General features: G+C 65.2%; 13 protein-coding genes. 5 read left to right on the top strand and 8 right to left on the bottom strand.

Features of this window, described 5'->3' with window-relative positions; translation table 11 throughout:
* Window positions 1-157 precede the first annotated feature (157 nt).
* From ACPPVQ_RS05955 to ACPPVQ_RS05965, 3 genes are all read right to left on the bottom strand, one after another.
* The gene (locus tag ACPPVQ_RS05955; RefSeq protein WP_426519610.1) at window positions 158-817 is read right to left on the bottom strand and encodes an RES family NAD+ phosphorylase; all 660 of its coding nucleotides are present in this window, start codon (window positions 815-817) and stop codon (window positions 158-160) included.
* Window positions 814-1,581, bottom strand: a complete 768-nt coding sequence (locus tag ACPPVQ_RS05960; protein ID WP_426519612.1) for a hypothetical protein — start codon at window positions 1,579-1,581, stop codon at window positions 814-816. The genes ACPPVQ_RS05955 and ACPPVQ_RS05960 overlap by 4 nt, the downstream gene beginning before the upstream one ends.
* 61 nt (window positions 1,582-1,642) lie before the next feature.
* Window positions 1,643-2,008 carry a hypothetical protein gene (locus tag ACPPVQ_RS05965; RefSeq protein ID WP_426519614.1) on the bottom strand — a complete coding sequence of 122 codons (366 nt, stop codon included), beginning with the start codon at window positions 2,006-2,008 and terminating at the stop codon, window positions 1,643-1,645.
* Between the two features lie 66 nt (window positions 2,009-2,074).
* Here ACPPVQ_RS05965 and ACPPVQ_RS05970 point away from each other — a divergent pair, with 66 nt between their 5' ends.
* The gene (locus ACPPVQ_RS05970; RefSeq protein WP_426519616.1) at window positions 2,075-2,512 is read left to right on the top strand and encodes a hypothetical protein; all 438 of its coding nucleotides are present in this window, start codon (window positions 2,075-2,077) and stop codon (window positions 2,510-2,512) included.
* Window positions 2,513-2,734: 222 nt separating this feature from the next.
* Here ACPPVQ_RS05970 and ACPPVQ_RS05975 read toward each other — a convergent pair whose 3' ends face one another.
* The 5 genes from ACPPVQ_RS05975 to ACPPVQ_RS05995 all read right to left on the bottom strand — a co-directional run bounded on the left by ACPPVQ_RS05975 (window position 2,735) and on the right by ACPPVQ_RS05995 (window position 9,196).
* A complete protein-coding gene (locus ACPPVQ_RS05975; protein ID WP_426519618.1) occupies window positions 2,735-3,085 on the bottom strand; it encodes a hypothetical protein in 351 nt (116 codons plus the stop codon).
* Window positions 3,086-3,162: 77 nt separating this feature from the next.
* Window positions 3,163-3,852, bottom strand: coding sequence for a hypothetical protein (locus ACPPVQ_RS05980; RefSeq protein ID WP_426519620.1), 690 nt, complete (start codon window positions 3,850-3,852; stop codon window positions 3,163-3,165).
* A gap of 86 nt (window positions 3,853-3,938) precedes the next feature.
* A complete protein-coding gene (locus tag ACPPVQ_RS05985) occupies window positions 3,939-5,702 on the bottom strand; it encodes a competence protein CoiA family protein (RefSeq protein ID WP_426519622.1) in 1,764 nt (587 codons plus the stop codon).
* Window positions 5,703-7,010: 1,308 nt separating this feature from the next.
* Window positions 7,011-8,612 carry a hypothetical protein gene (locus ACPPVQ_RS05990; RefSeq protein ID WP_426519624.1) on the bottom strand — a complete coding sequence of 534 codons (1,602 nt, stop codon included), beginning with the start codon at window positions 8,610-8,612 and terminating at the stop codon, window positions 7,011-7,013.
* A complete protein-coding gene (locus ACPPVQ_RS05995) occupies window positions 8,609-9,196 on the bottom strand; it encodes an RNA polymerase sigma factor (RefSeq protein WP_426519625.1) in 588 nt (195 codons plus the stop codon). The genes ACPPVQ_RS05990 and ACPPVQ_RS05995 overlap by 4 nt, the downstream gene beginning before the upstream one ends.
* A 194-nt stretch (window positions 9,197-9,390) precedes the next feature.
* Between ACPPVQ_RS05995 and ACPPVQ_RS06000 the strand changes: the two genes are divergently transcribed.
* The 4 genes from ACPPVQ_RS06000 to ACPPVQ_RS06015 all read left to right on the top strand — a co-directional run bounded on the left by ACPPVQ_RS06000 (window position 9,391) and on the right by ACPPVQ_RS06015 (window position 14,850).
* Entirely contained in the window at window positions 9,391-10,386 is a 996-nt protein-coding gene (locus ACPPVQ_RS06000) for a Gfo/Idh/MocA family protein (protein ID WP_426519627.1), read from the top strand.
* Window positions 10,387-10,452: 66 nt separating this feature from the next.
* Window positions 10,453-11,937 carry a D-alanyl-D-alanine carboxypeptidase/D-alanyl-D-alanine-endopeptidase gene (locus ACPPVQ_RS06005; RefSeq protein WP_426519629.1) on the top strand — a complete coding sequence of 495 codons (1,485 nt, stop codon included), beginning with the start codon at window positions 10,453-10,455 and terminating at the stop codon, window positions 11,935-11,937.
* A gap of 33 nt (window positions 11,938-11,970) precedes the next feature.
* Window positions 11,971-12,552: an isochorismatase family protein gene (locus tag ACPPVQ_RS06010; protein ID WP_426519631.1), complete on the top strand. Its 582-nt coding sequence runs from the start codon at window positions 11,971-11,973 to the stop codon at window positions 12,550-12,552.
* A 75-nt stretch (window positions 12,553-12,627) separates the two neighbouring features.
* Window positions 12,628-14,850 carry an MMPL family transporter gene (locus ACPPVQ_RS06015; RefSeq protein ID WP_426519633.1) on the top strand — a complete coding sequence of 741 codons (2,223 nt, stop codon included), beginning with the start codon at window positions 12,628-12,630 and terminating at the stop codon, window positions 14,848-14,850.
* Window positions 14,851-14,905: the final 55 nt, after the last annotated feature.

Consider the following 14,905-nt stretch of genomic DNA (forward strand, 5'->3'; position numbering starts at 1 on the left):
CAATCGTTCTATCCCGGCGAGATGTGTGGTTCGCTCATATCTCACCTATGTCCGGCATCAAGCTTGGAAACGTCCGTTGTGTGACAACAACGGACGCATGAGGCACAAAAGCAGGGGATCCGGACCGGGTGTCGTGGCCTAGCTCGAGCTGGGCCGGTTACGGGGTCGGCCAGGCCGGCGGGGCGATCACGGTGAGGTCCGCGGTGGTGGCGGTGCCGAGCAGGGTGACCCCGGCTTCGATGAACGCGGTGATGCCGTCGCGGGCGCCGGCGGCGTCGAACGATCGGGTCGGGTCGGGTCCGGCCGGGCCGAAGATCGCCCAGGAGGCGTCGTCGGATCCGGAGACCTGCCGGGAGATATAGCGGAGCCCACCGAACCCGGCGGCGTCGAACGCGGCTGCCCACTTTTGCGGGATCGCGTACGGGACCATGGTGGATAGCTCGTTTTTCACGCCGTAGTGTCGGGCCCGTTTGGTGTCCAGGTCCGCGGTGGTGACGTCATCATCGATTATGACCGGGGTGACCATCAGTTTCGCTGCGTCTGCCCGACCGAAGCAATCCATTTCGTCGAGGTCGGGACCGACCGCCTCGTAGACGGCGGCCTCCACCGAGTCGGCGAGATAGCAGGTGCCTCGCGTACCGCTCAGATTGAACCTCCCGCCAGGACCATTACTGAAATGCCAGGCACCCGCGGACCCACGGAACGCCTCGTGTGCCCGGAACTTCTGCTCACCCGCCGGCAGCGGCGCTTCCGGGAACGCGGTCAGGTCCAGCCCGATCCGCGGCGGCCGCTGCGTTACCTGTTGCCGGTCTGTCACGCCGACAGACGGTCCGAGAGCGCGGCGGCAGCAGCGAGCACCTCGTCGACACGTCCCTGCCGGAGCGCATCCGCCGGGGTGCGTCCGTCGAGGAGACGTCGGGGGCTGTTCAGCCACGCCCCGATCGTCCATGGGTCGGTGATCGCGGGCGCGAGTGCTTCCCGGACCTCTGCCAGGTGCGGCAGCAGTCCGCCGGTGCTGTCGAACTGCCAGGCCGGATACAGGGCGGCTCCCTCAGCGGTGATCACTTTCAGCAGCTGGCCGGTGTCCGCCCGCTTGTGCACCGCGGCCGGGCTGATCCGCCACCGGTCAACCAGCCCGCGGGTGTCGTAGAACGGCCCCACCTTCTCATCCGCGACGTTCGCTGTTGGGAGCGCAGCGCTGAGCAGACGGGCTGCATCAGCGGGCGGCAGCGACGCGAACAGGGCTCGCTTCCGATCGGTGAGACCGGCAACCATGACCAACGCCTGGTAGACGAGGGCAGGGTCGAGCTCGACCTCTACTCCCCTGGCGCTCACTTTGGTGGACCCCGGACCCATGAGCACGGTCGGGTCGGTGTTGCCAGGGGCCCCGGGAGCGGTGATCTCCCAGCCGACCATTCTTCCCTGAACGCTCTCCCTCGCGTGGCCGCGTTCCTCCCGCGTACGCAGAACGAACGCATGGGCCGGATTCACGGTGGGCTTGCGTCGGCCGGTCGGGCTGTCCCGGGGTGGGAGCGCCGTGCCGTCGGGCAGCTGCACCACGATCCGCTTCACCTGCGCCACGCGCATCACCCCATCAACCTGATCAACCTCAACCCCAGTGTAGACAGGGTGATCAACCTGGTCAACCGGCGTAGAGGAAATCTCCGGCGACATAGCGGAACTCGGGGACGAGCGTGTCCGGGTCACCGTCGCGCAGCGTTTGCGCCGGCGAGACGCCCCCGAGCTCGGGATTCGAGCCGGCGAACCAGGTGCTGACCGTCGAGGGCTGGTACCTGCAGACGAGGAGATCCGCTGCCCGTAACGCGATTCGGAGCCTGGCCTCGTCGTCCGGGTCGGGTTGTGTCGTACCTGTCGCCCACTGTCCCACCGGACTCGTCTTCGACTGGCCAGCGATGTAGGCCGTCATCTTCACTCCGAGCGTGTCACGGAGTGCGGCGACCACCCCTGAGATCGGAAGGCTCTGACCACGGCTCGGACGCTCCACCATGAACTGGAGACTACCCGGTACCACCGAGGCAGGCACCGCGTCGTCGGTTGGTGGGAGGATCAGCCCATGACTTCGTTCGAACCTGCACCGGACTCCGCCTGGGTTGCCGCCGCCGATTGGATCGCCGAACGCCACGAATGGTTACGCCAGCTGGTCGCCCGCATTGTTCTCGGCGGCACGAGCGCGGACGACTGGCTCGACCAGCTGGTGGACGCTGTCATCGGCTTCGAAGAACACGAGCTCGCGTGGCTTGAGTACGAGCGGCAGCATCCTGCACCACGCCCGGAATCCCAGTACGATGCCTGGTTCGCCGCAGGACCGGTCGCAACACCCGGCGTTCAAGCCTTCGGGTTGATGTCCTCCGGTGAGAAGAACTTGATCCGACTCGTCGCCACCCTCGGCGGCCGCGTGCCGTGGTCGGTCCGGGACGTCTCGTTCGACCAGCGCGGCGCGGCATTGCTGTCCGACTGGCTCGCGGCAGTCCACGCGCAGCTGCCGCGCTGAAGGCCCGCCACGAGGGCGGGCCCCCAAACTCACATCCACTGCTTGGCCAGGTCGGCAAACTTACCCAGGTTGTGGTTCACCGAAGAAGTGTCCGGGATGACCCCGGGGCTTCGTCGTACACCATCCCAAGAGGGTGGAGACGACTTCATAGTACAAACGCATGACCCTAGATTTGGTGCAGTTTTGACACCCGGCGTCGGCGTGTCGGAGGCCAGCGGGTGCTCAGTTTGCCCAGGCCGCGTTTGCTCGATCGTGGGCTTCCCGGTCTGTGATGCAGAAGAGTGAGAGATTGATTTTCCCCGACACGGTTGCGTCCCACATTCTTGAACCGTCCTCCTCGCCGTCACCGAGCTCATGAGCACCTAAAAGCTCTGCCCAACGCACGATGAGCGGCTCGGCGTCAGGGTGGTACTCAGCGTCCGGGTGAGCGCCTTCAACGTCGACCAGCTCTGAGGACGAGAGTGTCCAGCGAAGCGGCGGCAGACCGTGCTGACTCCCGTAGTCGTTAAGGCCCGAGTTGAGGGCAGCGGTGAGAATCGTGGTCAGTTCGTCCGGTTCTGCGCTGGCGTTCACAAAACCAAGGTAGCCCCACAGCGGGGCCGCGCCGCGCTGATTTACCGGGAGTGCTGAACGCCGTGAATAGGTGGTCGTTAGACAGGCTGGCTCGGGAGGTCTTTCTCTGCGAACACGTGGGTGATGATCTGATTTCCCAGTTCGAGATGTGCTTGCTCATACGCTGCCTTCTCGGCGAAGAAGCTCCGTAATCGGGGCGCCACGTCAGATCCCTCGAAGACCCGGCTAGTCGCGTACTCAAAGAGGTCGAACGCTAGGCCATTTGTGGCGACCCATTCCCTGCGTTCTTCAGCTCTTCCAAGAACAGCTGTCCAGATAAAGGGGGACAGCAAGGGACTAGGGACGGTATCTGCGACACGTTTGATCGCCGGACGGATCGCGCCCTCGAGACTGTCAAGAGCAAGGCGAAGCCGCTCGCCGGCTTTCAAGGCTTGCGCTGTAGCGACCAGCTCGGGGATGGGGTTGTCCTTGGCCCAGAGTGCGACAGGATGTGCGCCCGTCGCGGCTTCAAGCGCGTCATACCTCGGTGGGGTCTGATATGGGTGGTCGAGCGAGAAGTCTCGGGACGATTTCATAGCGCGGATGACATCCGGGAGGATGCGGTCCCCAGCGAACAGGATCTCTCTCTGACGACGTACCCGTTCGGCGCGAACCTGGAGACGCCAGAGGATCAAGCCGACGACGATGCCGGTTGTAATACCGGTCAGGATCCCTGCCAATACGTCTGGGCCGAAATTGGACCAGGGATCACTCGCGGCGGTCAGCACACTCCGGATCATCTCACATGGCGCCCGTGGAGGCTGGACGCTTCGATCGGCCAGCGTTCGCTGAGGTGCGAACGACTGAAGTCAATTCAGGGTAACCGCGCAGGGTCACACATCAGGTGGTAACCCGAAGGCAGGAGGCTGTCTACAGGCCTCCCACATTTCCTGCACAACGAGCCAGATCCCTCACGATGAGTAACGTCAGGGCGCGGGGCAAAGGCAGCTGGGGGAGAGCAAGCCGCGTGGTAGCCGGCTTTCCGTCCGTCAACGGTCACGGTCTTCCCACACTTCCGGCAATACAGGTACGCACCGGCGACCATCTCGTCATGCGTCATCGGAGGCAGGTCCGGCGAGAGCAGACTCGATTCCGGTGTCGGTGCCGGTGCCGGCAGGCGGGTCACCACCGGATTTTGCGACAGCTTCTTCGCCCATTCCGGTTTCGCGTCCGGATCCCGAGGCGGCGGGGTCGGCACCGGCGGCGTAACGTACACTGGCGCCGTCGCCGGCCGGTACGCTGGCGCCGGCCGGAGCTTAGGCATGTCTTCGGGGATATAGAACCGCCTCTGTACTCTGGTCGTCCACCGGTATGTGCTCCGGACTGTCTTCGTTGTGAGGAGCCCGAGCTCGACCAGGCGATCCAGCCATTCGGCGACAGCTGCGGTAACAGGTTCGCTCGTGCCGACCCTGCCTCGGGTCGCATCCATGAGGCGCTTGACTGCCATCCCTGGCGTGAACCCATCCGGGCGTCGCTTGCGGTGGGCCCCAACGAATTCGGCGTGGACCAGCATCTGCCAATGCTCGGTAGGCATCCATATCTCTGACTTGACCGGGACGCCTATGAACTCTGGGACCGTTCCGCCGAAGTTGATACGGATCCACAGTTCACGTTGCCGCGACCCAGCCCAGCTGGCCTCGTCAGCCGCCAGGCGTTTCACCCTCTGCTGACGCTCTCTTTCGAGTTGTGCTTTTGCGGTGGCGGCAGCCCGGGCTAGCCGTTCCTTCCGTTCGGCTTCTTCTTTCGCCAGTCTCGCTTCGTACGCCGCCTGAGCTGCAGCGGCGTTGACCTGCCCTGCGATGATGTCGCGTATTCGGTCCGACGACATCCCGGTCTTGTCCGCACGGCATTCCTCTAACGGGAACGCTTCGAACTCACCCCGCTCCGTGGCGAACGCCGGGAACGCGCGCCCGTCGACGATGACCTTTCTCGTAGCTGTTCCGATCGTCCCTTCGATCGGGTTAATCCACAGCAACGGCATGCCCTCTTTGACGAGCTCCTGCTGGGTTGGGTTTAGCTCGACGAGGTTCTCACCGAACCGGGGCACGGCCCGCAGCTGCTTCCCGTAGTGGCCCCACAGCCAGACGTCGACGATCCCTTGCGCACGATATGACTCATGTCGCTCCCGCCATGCTGCCGGTGTCAACGCGGCGTACTGGATCTCGAAAGCCACCCGGACGGTTCCGTCCGGGGAGGTGATCATCACGTCAGCGATCCGGGTGCGCTTCGTGTCGGACTGCTCCTCGAGGTTCACCGTCGAGTTCGGATACTTGGCCCGCAGCCAGTCTGCGACCCGTTGCTTCCCCTGAACGTGGAACAGAGACTCGGGGGAGTGGCCGCCGGCATGCGGTGTCAGATGCTTGAAACCGTCTCGTTTCTTCGGGGCCCGTCCGACTGTCGTCAGCGACGGGGTGGGGCAGTTGTCGACAGGGCAGATGACGGAAGCTTTCACCCACGGTCGGTGCTTTTTCGCTTGCCCATCCGGCAGCAGCCACAGTGACCCGCCCGGTTCCCGACCGTAAATTAGGCGTGTCTCGCCGTCCTGGAACCGTTCCAGTGTGGACTTGTCATGCGGCATGGGGGGATGCTATCTGGACCGGCCGACAACGACAGCGATACGTGTCATCTGTGCGGCCTCTAGTGGAAACAGGCCGTCGGCGACGCGAACCAGAACGCGACGCCGACGAGCGGGGTAGAGCGGGTTATCTGTGCCCTATCACAGCCACACGTCGGGATCCATGAGGCGGGCAAGACTGGCTTTCGCGGATTACCGGTATGGTTCGCAATTGTCCGGTACCTTCTTGTCGTGAACGACTCCTCCCTGACCCGCAAAGACGCGATTTCCTGGCTAATGCGCTGCGATAGCTGTGATCAAGATGTGCGGGTGAGCCGGAGGCACGGCCGGGTCTACTCACATGTCATTGCTGGTACAACGACGATCTGCTCCGTCTCGGGACAATTTGCAGGAGATAGCGATACCAACGTTCTGGTGATCCCCTCGCTTGAAAGGGCGCCTCAGTCGGAGCCATTCAGCGAGGTGGATGTTACTCGTAGCGAGTCGAACAGTGTTAGAGCGCTGCGTGGAGCTTCGCCGGGTAGTGGTCGTCGGTCCTGAGAGGGGCCGACGCTTCGCATTCAACGCATGTTTCGCATTCAACACATGTTTCGCATTCAACGCATGTTTCGCATTCAATGCAGGTTTCGCATGCAACGCATTCAACGCATGTTTCGCATTCAATGCATGTTTCGCATTCAACGCATACTTCGCGGCCCTAATGGTTTGGCAGACCACCGAGCAATGCGGAGTGAGCGGGACGTCGCAAATCGATAATTCCGGCAATCGCGGCAATCGCGGCAATCGCGGTAATTGCGGGAATCGCGGGAATCGCGGGAATCGCGGGAATGGTCGCAGAAAGGCCACATGCCATCCACCCACACGCGCAGCAGCTCGAATGGAAGAAGCGGATTCCACGACATCCGGTTTCCGGCGTGCAGACATTCTCACTCGTCGTGGCCGGTGTTGTATGAACACAAGAGTGTCAAACCGGTTTCGCCGCGCACAACGGCCTGGAATGCGGCGAACCGTCAGTGCGTCGTTCCTGATGGGACGCAGCTGCGCAAGTCGACAGCTCGCCCGCGTATATAGAGGTACGGGAATTTCATGGCTCAATGGGTACCGTTGTGGGGACTGAATCACCGAGTCCCTTGCCATGACTGGCATCCAGAGGGCATGAAGTCGATCCAGCACCTCACTCGTAATGAGAAGGTCAAGGGTTCGATTCCCTTGGGCGGCTCCGAAGAAGGGCCCGTCCAACGCCCGGGCCCTTTCCCCCAACGGGGCGCCCGAACCCACGTGGGCGCCCGCACGCACGCGACAGACGCTGTCTCAGCCGATCGACTCGAGGTGGTTGCCCACCGTCCGCACGAGGTATCCGCCGGCGAACAGCCATTGCTCGCCTGACACCTTGGGCAGTGACCACAGGGGCCGGCCCGTCGCATTGTCGTATGCCGTGCCCTTGTCACCGACGACGGCGCCATCGTAGGTGTTCGTCACTCCCCAGAGGGCGAAGTCGTCGAAGGGGATGCCGACGCTTCCAAGTGGACTGCCCGTGTTCTTGTCGAACGAGCATGCCGTGTCCTGGGGGTATCTCACGGTCAGCGCGTTCCTGGCGATGTCGGAGATCACCGTCGGAACCCCGAGGAACTCCTTTGTCGCGCATCCCTTCGCCGTCCAGACGACCGCACCGGTGAGCTGATCGAGCACCGTGACCGTGTCCCGGTCGACGATGGCGAGCTGACCAGTGGATGGCCGCCCGAACCTCGTCCCCGGCCTCGTTCCGGGTGACACCACTTCGACAGCCGCACTGCCAGGCGTCGAGGGACGCGACCATACCTGCGCCCCGGAACCGTCGATCCCGACGATCGACGATGAGCCGTCCGCCGCCTGCCGGCTCCACACGGTCACGAAATACATCGGCGTTTGATAGTTCGAAACGCCCGGGTATTTCGTCACAGCCCCGGTGGCGAGATCGACCGACGCGCGTGACGGGGTTCCAGGTGCGCCAGGAACGACGAAGTAGGCCGGCAGTGTGGTGGGATCCGCGGTACCGTCGAACACGTCGAGGTAGTCGGCGGCGACGCGCGTCGTCCAGCCGGGGTGGTCGGGATCGCGGGGATCGACGCGGGTGATCGTAGCGATCCCGTTTCCCGATGGTTCCGACGTCAGCACGACGTCCCCGGACCCGCCCGGCACCGAGGTTGCGTTGACGTAGGTGCCGTGATCGAACTCCGCGACGGTCTTGCCTGTGGTCAAATCGATCACGTCGTGGGGTCCCGACTGTCCGGCCCCGTAATCGAGCAGGGCGCGGCCGGACGTGCCGAGGAGCTGGAATTGATGGCGGGTGGAAATGCCCGCGGGTGGGGTGAAGGCCCAGGTGCGGCTCCAGAGTGCTTCGCCGCGCGAGGTGTCGACAAGAGTGAGTCCGATGTTCTCGTCGCGGTGCTGCCAGCAGGTTCCGCCGTCCTCATACTCCCGCGGTCGGGTGCCGGTCAGGAACACGGTGAGACCGTTCGCGAGGTCATAGCTGAGTGGTCGGATCCTGCACTCGTCGTCGGCGCCGGGCAGATCGAGCGACCACCGAGTCCCCGCGCCCAGTGCGCTGACGTCAAGGGGGACCACCGGAAACGGTTGCACCTGCACTCCTGCGCCGCTCGGACTGGGCGTCGGTGTCGGTATCGGTGTCGGAGTCGGCGTCACCGAGACGGTGGGCGACGGCGCGGGAGCCGGTGCCGGTGCGCCGAAATGGATGACGCCGGTGAGCGCGAGCGCTGCGGTGCCACCGGCGAGCGCCAGCGCGAGCGCGGTGAGCCCGGCGATGATCGCGAACTTGGTGCGCTGGGGGCGACGCCGGTCGGTCGCGACGGTCTCTGCGAGCAGTTCGCGGATGGCGGCGCTGCGTGCGGGGTCGAAGACGGGCTGGGTGGTCATTCTGCACCCCCTTCGAGGATATTGGGGAGGGTGGTCGTTGTGAGGTCCGCAAGTCGTTGCCTGGCGCGGGAGAGCCGGGACTTCACTGTTCCGACAGGCACACCGAGCACTTCGGCTGCTTCGGAGAGCGGAAGCTCCTCAAGCACGCAGAGCGTGATGACGTCCTGGTCGCGCGGCGTGAGTCGGGCGAAGGCATCGCGGACCCGTTTGTTGTCCGCATCGTTGTCGATGGATGCGTCGATGTCGGGCGCGTGGTCATCCTGCTCAGTCGGCCGGGGGAGGCGAGCGAGCGCCAGGCGGTAGCGGCGGATGCTGCGGTCGTGGTTGCGGACCGTGTAATTGGTTGTGACCAGCAGCCACGGGATGATCGACCCGTTCACTAGGCGGACCGCGTCGCGGCGACGCCACGCCTCGAGAAAGACGATGGCTGTGACATCCTCGGCGTCGTGGGAGTGCCGAAGGAGCCGGAGGGCTTGTCCGAAGACACGATCGCGGTGTACGTCGAAAAGGGAGGCGAACGCCGCCCCGTCGCCATCGCGCGCTTTCGACCAGGCCTCCACCTCGTCGAACTCAGCTCTGCTCATATCCCCTAATGTCCGACCACGAGGAAAGGTTCCATCGTGTTGGGCACCCGGAGCCTATCGGGTCGAGGCGGTCAACAGCAGCCGTCGAACTCGGTAGCGGCGTGATCCGGTAGGACCGCCGTCCTCGCGTCGTTTCCGCGGGCACGCTAGCATCGCAAACGGCGTCCGGCTCAAGCCGGCCCGGAGGGAGACGCGTGTCTGCAGCATCCGAAGTTCCGATCCGCTGGGGAATTCTCGCAACAGGCTGGATCGCGCAGACGTTCACGAAAGACCTGGTCCTGACGGGACGCGATGTGCGGGCGGTGGGGTCGCGGACCCTCGAAAGTGCGCAGACGTTCGCGGACGAGTTCGGCATCCCGAACGCGTACGGCAGCTATGAGGAACTCGCTGCCGATCCCGACGTCGACATCGTCTACGTCTCGACTCCCCATACATTCCACGCAGAGAACGCGATCCTCCTGCTGAACGCGGGCAAGCATGTGCTCGTCGAGAAGCCGTTCACAGTGAACGCCGCGCAGGCCAGGGAGATCGTCGATCTTGCGGCGTCGAAGGGGCTCCTCGTACTCGAGGCGATGTGGACGCGATTCCTTCCTCACATCGTGCGAATTCGGGAGATCATCGCCGCGGGTACGCTCGGCGAGCTCCGCCAGTTCGACGCCGACCACCGGCAGAAGGCGTCGACGGATCCGCGGCACCGGATGAACGCGCTCGAGCTCGGGGGAGGCGCGCTGCTCGACCTCGGCATCTACCCGATCTCGTTCGCGGCCCACCTGTTCGGCACTCCGGAGTCGCTTCACGCGGCCGCGCGGTTCCAGGATGGCGGGGCCGACTCGCAGGTCGCGACGCTCTTCCGCTATGCCGACGGCCAGCTTGCCACCACGATCTCCGCACTCGACACGCTGGGTCCCAACGTCGCCTCGATCGTCGGGACGGACGGGCGCATCGACATCGACGCCGTCTGGTACTCGCCGACGACGTTCCGTGTGCTGAACAGCGCAGGCGAGGTGATCGAGTCGTATGACCAGCCGGTGGAGGGGCGCGGGATGCAGTTCCAGGCCGATGAGGCGGAGCGCCTGATCCGCGCGGGAGAGATCGCCAGCCCCATCCTGTCCCCGGAGGAGTCGGTGTCGATCATGGAGACGATGGATGAGATCCGTCGTCAGATCGGGCTCGTCTACCCCGGCGAGTAACAAGGTGGTCTTCTCGGCGTGCCGCACCTGAGAAATCTATTCAGGCTCGCCGGGTAACATACTCGAATGCGTGAATCGGAAACGACAGAACCGGCAGGTCAGGAGCCCGCGGCTTCGCCGTCCACCGGCATCCTGACTGCGCTTCGCAGGCACCCGGTCGCGTGGATCACCGCCGGTGCCGCCGTCGCTTTCGTCGTGCTCGGTACGGGAGCTGTCGCCCTCGGTGCGTCCGTCGGCACGTCCGCATCTGCCAGCACGCTGCCCACGTCCAGTGCCTCGGCTACATCCACGCCGACACCGCCGCGTGTCACGCCTCCACCGCCGCGCCCTGTTCCGGCGGCGGCGCCGGCCGCGAGCAGGATCCGTACCTGTTCGGTCAACGGTCTCGCACAGGATGGCCGGCTCGGCAACCTCGAAGCCCAGGTCGTCAACGCCAAGACCGGTGAGGTGCTGTTCGACCGCAACGGCAGCAAGCCGGGTCCGACCGCGAGCGTTTTGAAGACGCTGACCTCGGCTGCCGCGCTCAAGGTGCTCGGCCCCGACTACCGCGTCTCGACCACCGTCGTGAAGGGGAGCACCCCGGGCCAGATCGTGCTGGTCGGCGGCGGCGATGTGACGCTGTCGCGTCTGCCCGACGGCCAGGCGTCGTTCTACACCGGCGCACCCAAGATCCAGGATCTCGCCAACCAGGCCAAGCAGGCCATGGGGGGCCAGCCCATCACCTCGATCGTGGTGGACACCTCGCTCTTCGGCGCACCGGTGTGGCAGCCGAGCTGGGATGAGCACGAAGAGCGCGTGGTCGAAGGTTCCACCTCGTACATCACGGCCTTGCAGGTCGACGGTGACCGGAACGACCCGACCGCGATCGAATCGCCGCGGAGCACCGACCCGGTCGGTCGCGCCGTGCAGTACTTCCAGCAGTACCTCGGAACGAACGTTCCGGTCACCGAGGGCAAGGCTCCCGCCGGCGCACAGCAGCTCGCCGCAGTACAGTCCCAGCCGGTCACGGCGCTGGTCGACCAGGCGATGAAGGTCTCCGACAACACGATCATGGAGGAACTCGCCCGGCTCGTCGCGATCAAGACCGGTGCGGGCAACACGTTCGGCGCGGAGAATGCGGGTGTGACCGCGGCGCTCCAGCCCTATGGCATCCCGACGACCGGCATCCACATCGCCGACGGCTCCGGCCTGAGCGGCGACAACGCTGTTCCGCCGTCGTACCTCACCCGCCTGTTCGTCAAGGTGCTGAACCGCGAGAGCGGGCTCGGCGTCGTCTATGACGGTCTGCCGGTCTCCGGCGAGTCCGGCACGCTCGGCCCGGGCTACGCCCGCTTCACCGGTGCCAATGCGGCCGCCAGTGGCGCCGTGCACGCGAAGACCGGATGGATCAACAACGGATACACGCTGTCGGGTATCGTCAACGCCGCGGACGGAACTCCGCTCACCTTCGCTGTCTTCGCTCTCGGCCCGGTGAGCGACAACGCGAAGCAGGCGATCGACACGCTGGTGACCGGGTTCTACCATTGCGGGGACAACCTCACGAACAACTGAGGGCCGGCGGTCGCCGGCCGAACGGAGGCGCTCATGAGCAAGGCCCTGTTCATCATCGACGTGCAGAACGACTTCACCGAGGGTGGCGCGCTCGGCGTCGAAGGCGGTGCGGCTGTCGCGGCCGGCATCACGCGGTTCCTCGAGGCGCATGCCGGCGACTACAACGCGATCTTCGCTTCTCGTGACTGGCATGACGCCGACAACGACAATGGCGGCCATTTCGCGACGGATTCAGCTCCCGACTTCGTGCGAACCTGGCCGGTGCACTGTGTGGCGGGGACGACCGGTGCCGAGTATCACCCGGCACTGGCGACGGGCAAGGTGACGTTCCACATCCGCAAGGGGCAGGGCGTTCCCGCGTATTCGATCTTCGAGGGGCGTACCGAGGCCGGCTCGACGGTTCACAACCTGCTTGACGAGCACGGGATCACCGACATCGACATCACGGGGATCGCCACCGACTACTGCGTGCGTGCATCTGCGAAGGATGCGCTCGATCACGGCCAGCGGGTTCGGATCCTCACGGATCTCGTGGCCGGTGTCGCGCCGGAGTCGAGTGCGGCTGCGCTGGCCGAGTTGGCGCACCTCGGCGCGCGGCTCGAATCATCTGTTTGATCGCATCCGCCCATCGTCCCGGAGTCATTTGTTTGCTAAGTTAGTTGCTAACTTAGCTAGCTAAATGGAGGACTCGTGAATCGGCGCACCGACTGGACCCCGGGCCGCTGGTTGAGGATCCTGCTCCCGACGGCCGTGATCCTGGTCTGGTTCGCGGCGGCGAGCTTCGGCGGTCCGACGTTCGGAAAGCTCTCGTCGGTGTCGAGCAACGACCAGGCGTCATTCCTGCCCGCGAGCGCGGAATCTACCGAAGTACGCGACTGGCAGCAGAAGTTCACGGACTCGAACGCCATCCCGGCGATCGTCCTGATCGAATCGGGTTCGGAGATTCCCCCGACCGCGCTGGCCGGCTATGCCGCACTCGGCGAGAAACTCGGCGCCGTCGACGGCGTGCAGCAGCCCACGGGATCCGCGACGACGGCTGTCGCGGGCCCGATCCCGTCGAAGGACGGCCGGGCCGTCGAGTTCATCGTGCCGGTGGTGGACGCGAACGGTGTGAAGACCGTCGTCGCCGACCTGCGCACTGTCGTGCACGACAACCTCCCGGCGGATGCGCAGGGCTGGGTCACGGGGCCGGCCGGCCTCACCGCCGACCTGGTCAACGCGTTCGGCGGAATCGACAGCATCCTCCTGCTCGTCGCGGTCGGGGCCGTCTTCATCATCCTGCTGCTGGTCTACCGCTCGGTCGTGCTGCCGTTCCTTGTGCTGCTGACGTCGATCTTCGCCCTGACAGCGGCCATCCTGCTGGTCTATGCGTTCGCGAGCTGGGGCTGGATCAAGCTCAGCGGGCAGAGCCAGGGCATCCTGTCGATCCTCGTCATCGGCGCGGCGACGGACTACGCGCTGCTTCTCGTCGCGCGCTTCCGGGAGTCGCTGGGCGAGGTCGAATCGCGCTGGACCGCCATCGGGCGGGCGTGGCGGGCCTCGCTCGAACCGATCGTCGCCTCAGGTGCGACGGTGATCATCGCCCTGCTGTGCCTGCTGTTCTCCGATCTCAACTCGAACCGGAGCCTCGGCCCCATCGCGGCGATCGGGATCGTCTTCTCCCTGCTCTCGGCGCTCACGCTCCTGCCGATGCTTCTCGTGCTGTTCGGTCGCGCGGCGTTCTGGCCGTTCCGCCCGCGTTTCACCGGCGAGGAGCATCACGAAGCCAGCCATGCCGCGGGCGCCTCCGTTCGCGGACTCGAAGGCATCACCGGCCTGTGGCGCCGGGTGGGAACGCTCATCGCGAGCCGTCCCCGCCTGACCTGGGTCGCCGCGCTCGTCCTCCTGGGTGTCTGCATCGCGTGGCTGCCGCAGCTGAAGGCGAACGGCGTATCGCAGACCGACGTCATCCTCAGCCAGTCCGATGCCGTTGACGGCCAGAAGGTGCTCGCCCGGCACTTCGACGCCGGCTCGGGAAGCCCGGTGGTCATCGTCACGGACGAGGCGAAGGCCACCGCAACGCTGGCCGCGGTGACCAGCACCCCCGGAATCAGTTCGGCGTCGATCTATGTCGGCAACGTGAACCCGACAGACCGGCCGGCCGGCCCCCCTCCGGCGCCGGTCGTCAAGGACGGGCATGTGCTGATCAACGCGACGCTTGCGTCGCAGGCCGATTCGGATTCGGCAGAGCAGGTGGTTCGCGACCTGCGCGACACCCTCCCGGCCACCGATCCCGGCGTGCTGGTCGGCGGAGTGACCGCGATCGCGTTCGACACGAACGTGACGGCGCAGAGCGACCTGGCGAAGATCATCCCGATCGTGCTGACGGTGATCCTGCTGATCCTGATGCTCCTGCTGCGTTCGATCCTGGCTCCGGTGCTGCTGATTGCGAGCGTGGTCGTGTCGTACGCGGCCGCCCTCGGTGTTTCTGCCTTCGTCTTCAACGACGTGCTCCGTTTCCCGGGCGCCGACGCCGCGGTGCCGCTGTTCGGATTCGTCTTCCTCGTCGCGCTCGGGGTGGATTACAACATCTTCCTGATGACGCGCGTGCGTGAAGAATCCCTGCGGATCGGCACGCGCCCCGGGATCCTTCGTGGTCTCGGTGTCACGGGAAGTGTGATCACGTCCGCCGGTGTGGTGCTGGCGGCGACGTTCGCGGCGCTCGCGGTCATCCCGATCCTGTTCCTGGTGCAGATCGCGTTCATCGTGGCCTTTGGTGTGCTGCTCGACACGGTCGTGGTGCGGTCGCTGCTGGTGCCCGCGCTGTCGTACGACATCGGGGGGCCGATCTGGTGGCCGTCGGGGCTGTGGCGTGGCCATCGCGGCTCACCGTCTCGCATAGTGCACAGCGAAAGCGCCCAGCAGAGTCGCTGAATGTACACGATGACCAGCATCCGTTGTGCTTGTTGCTCACTCGGAGCGTGCGTGG

This window comes from Leifsonia sp. McL0618, assembly GCF_049994905.1.
Taxonomy (GTDB): domain Bacteria; phylum Actinomycetota; class Actinomycetes; order Actinomycetales; family Microbacteriaceae; genus Diaminobutyricibacter.

Bases quoted from the DNA above. Each gene is read 5' to 3' on its own strand.
- ACPPVQ_RS05965 (WP_426519614.1), bottom strand. From the start codon at position 2,008: ATGGTGGAGCGTCCGAGCCGTGGTCAGAGCCTTCCGATCTCAGGGGTG.
- ACPPVQ_RS05970 (WP_426519616.1), top strand. From the start codon at position 2,075: ATGACTTCGTTCGAACCTGCACCGGACTCCGCCTGGGTTGCCGCCGCC.
- ACPPVQ_RS05985 (WP_426519622.1), bottom strand. From the start codon at position 5,702: ATGCCGCATGACAAGTCCACACTGGAACGGTTCCAGGACGGCGAGACA.
- ACPPVQ_RS05990 (WP_426519624.1), bottom strand. From the start codon at position 8,612: ATGACCACCCAGCCCGTCTTCGACCCCGCACGCAGCGCCGCCATCCGC.
- ACPPVQ_RS05995 (WP_426519625.1), bottom strand. From the start codon at position 9,196: ATGAGCAGAGCTGAGTTCGACGAGGTGGAGGCCTGGTCGAAAGCGCGC.
- ACPPVQ_RS06005 (WP_426519629.1), top strand. From the start codon at position 10,453: ATGCGTGAATCGGAAACGACAGAACCGGCAGGTCAGGAGCCCGCGGCT.
- ACPPVQ_RS06010 (WP_426519631.1), top strand. From the start codon at position 11,971: ATGAGCAAGGCCCTGTTCATCATCGACGTGCAGAACGACTTCACCGAG.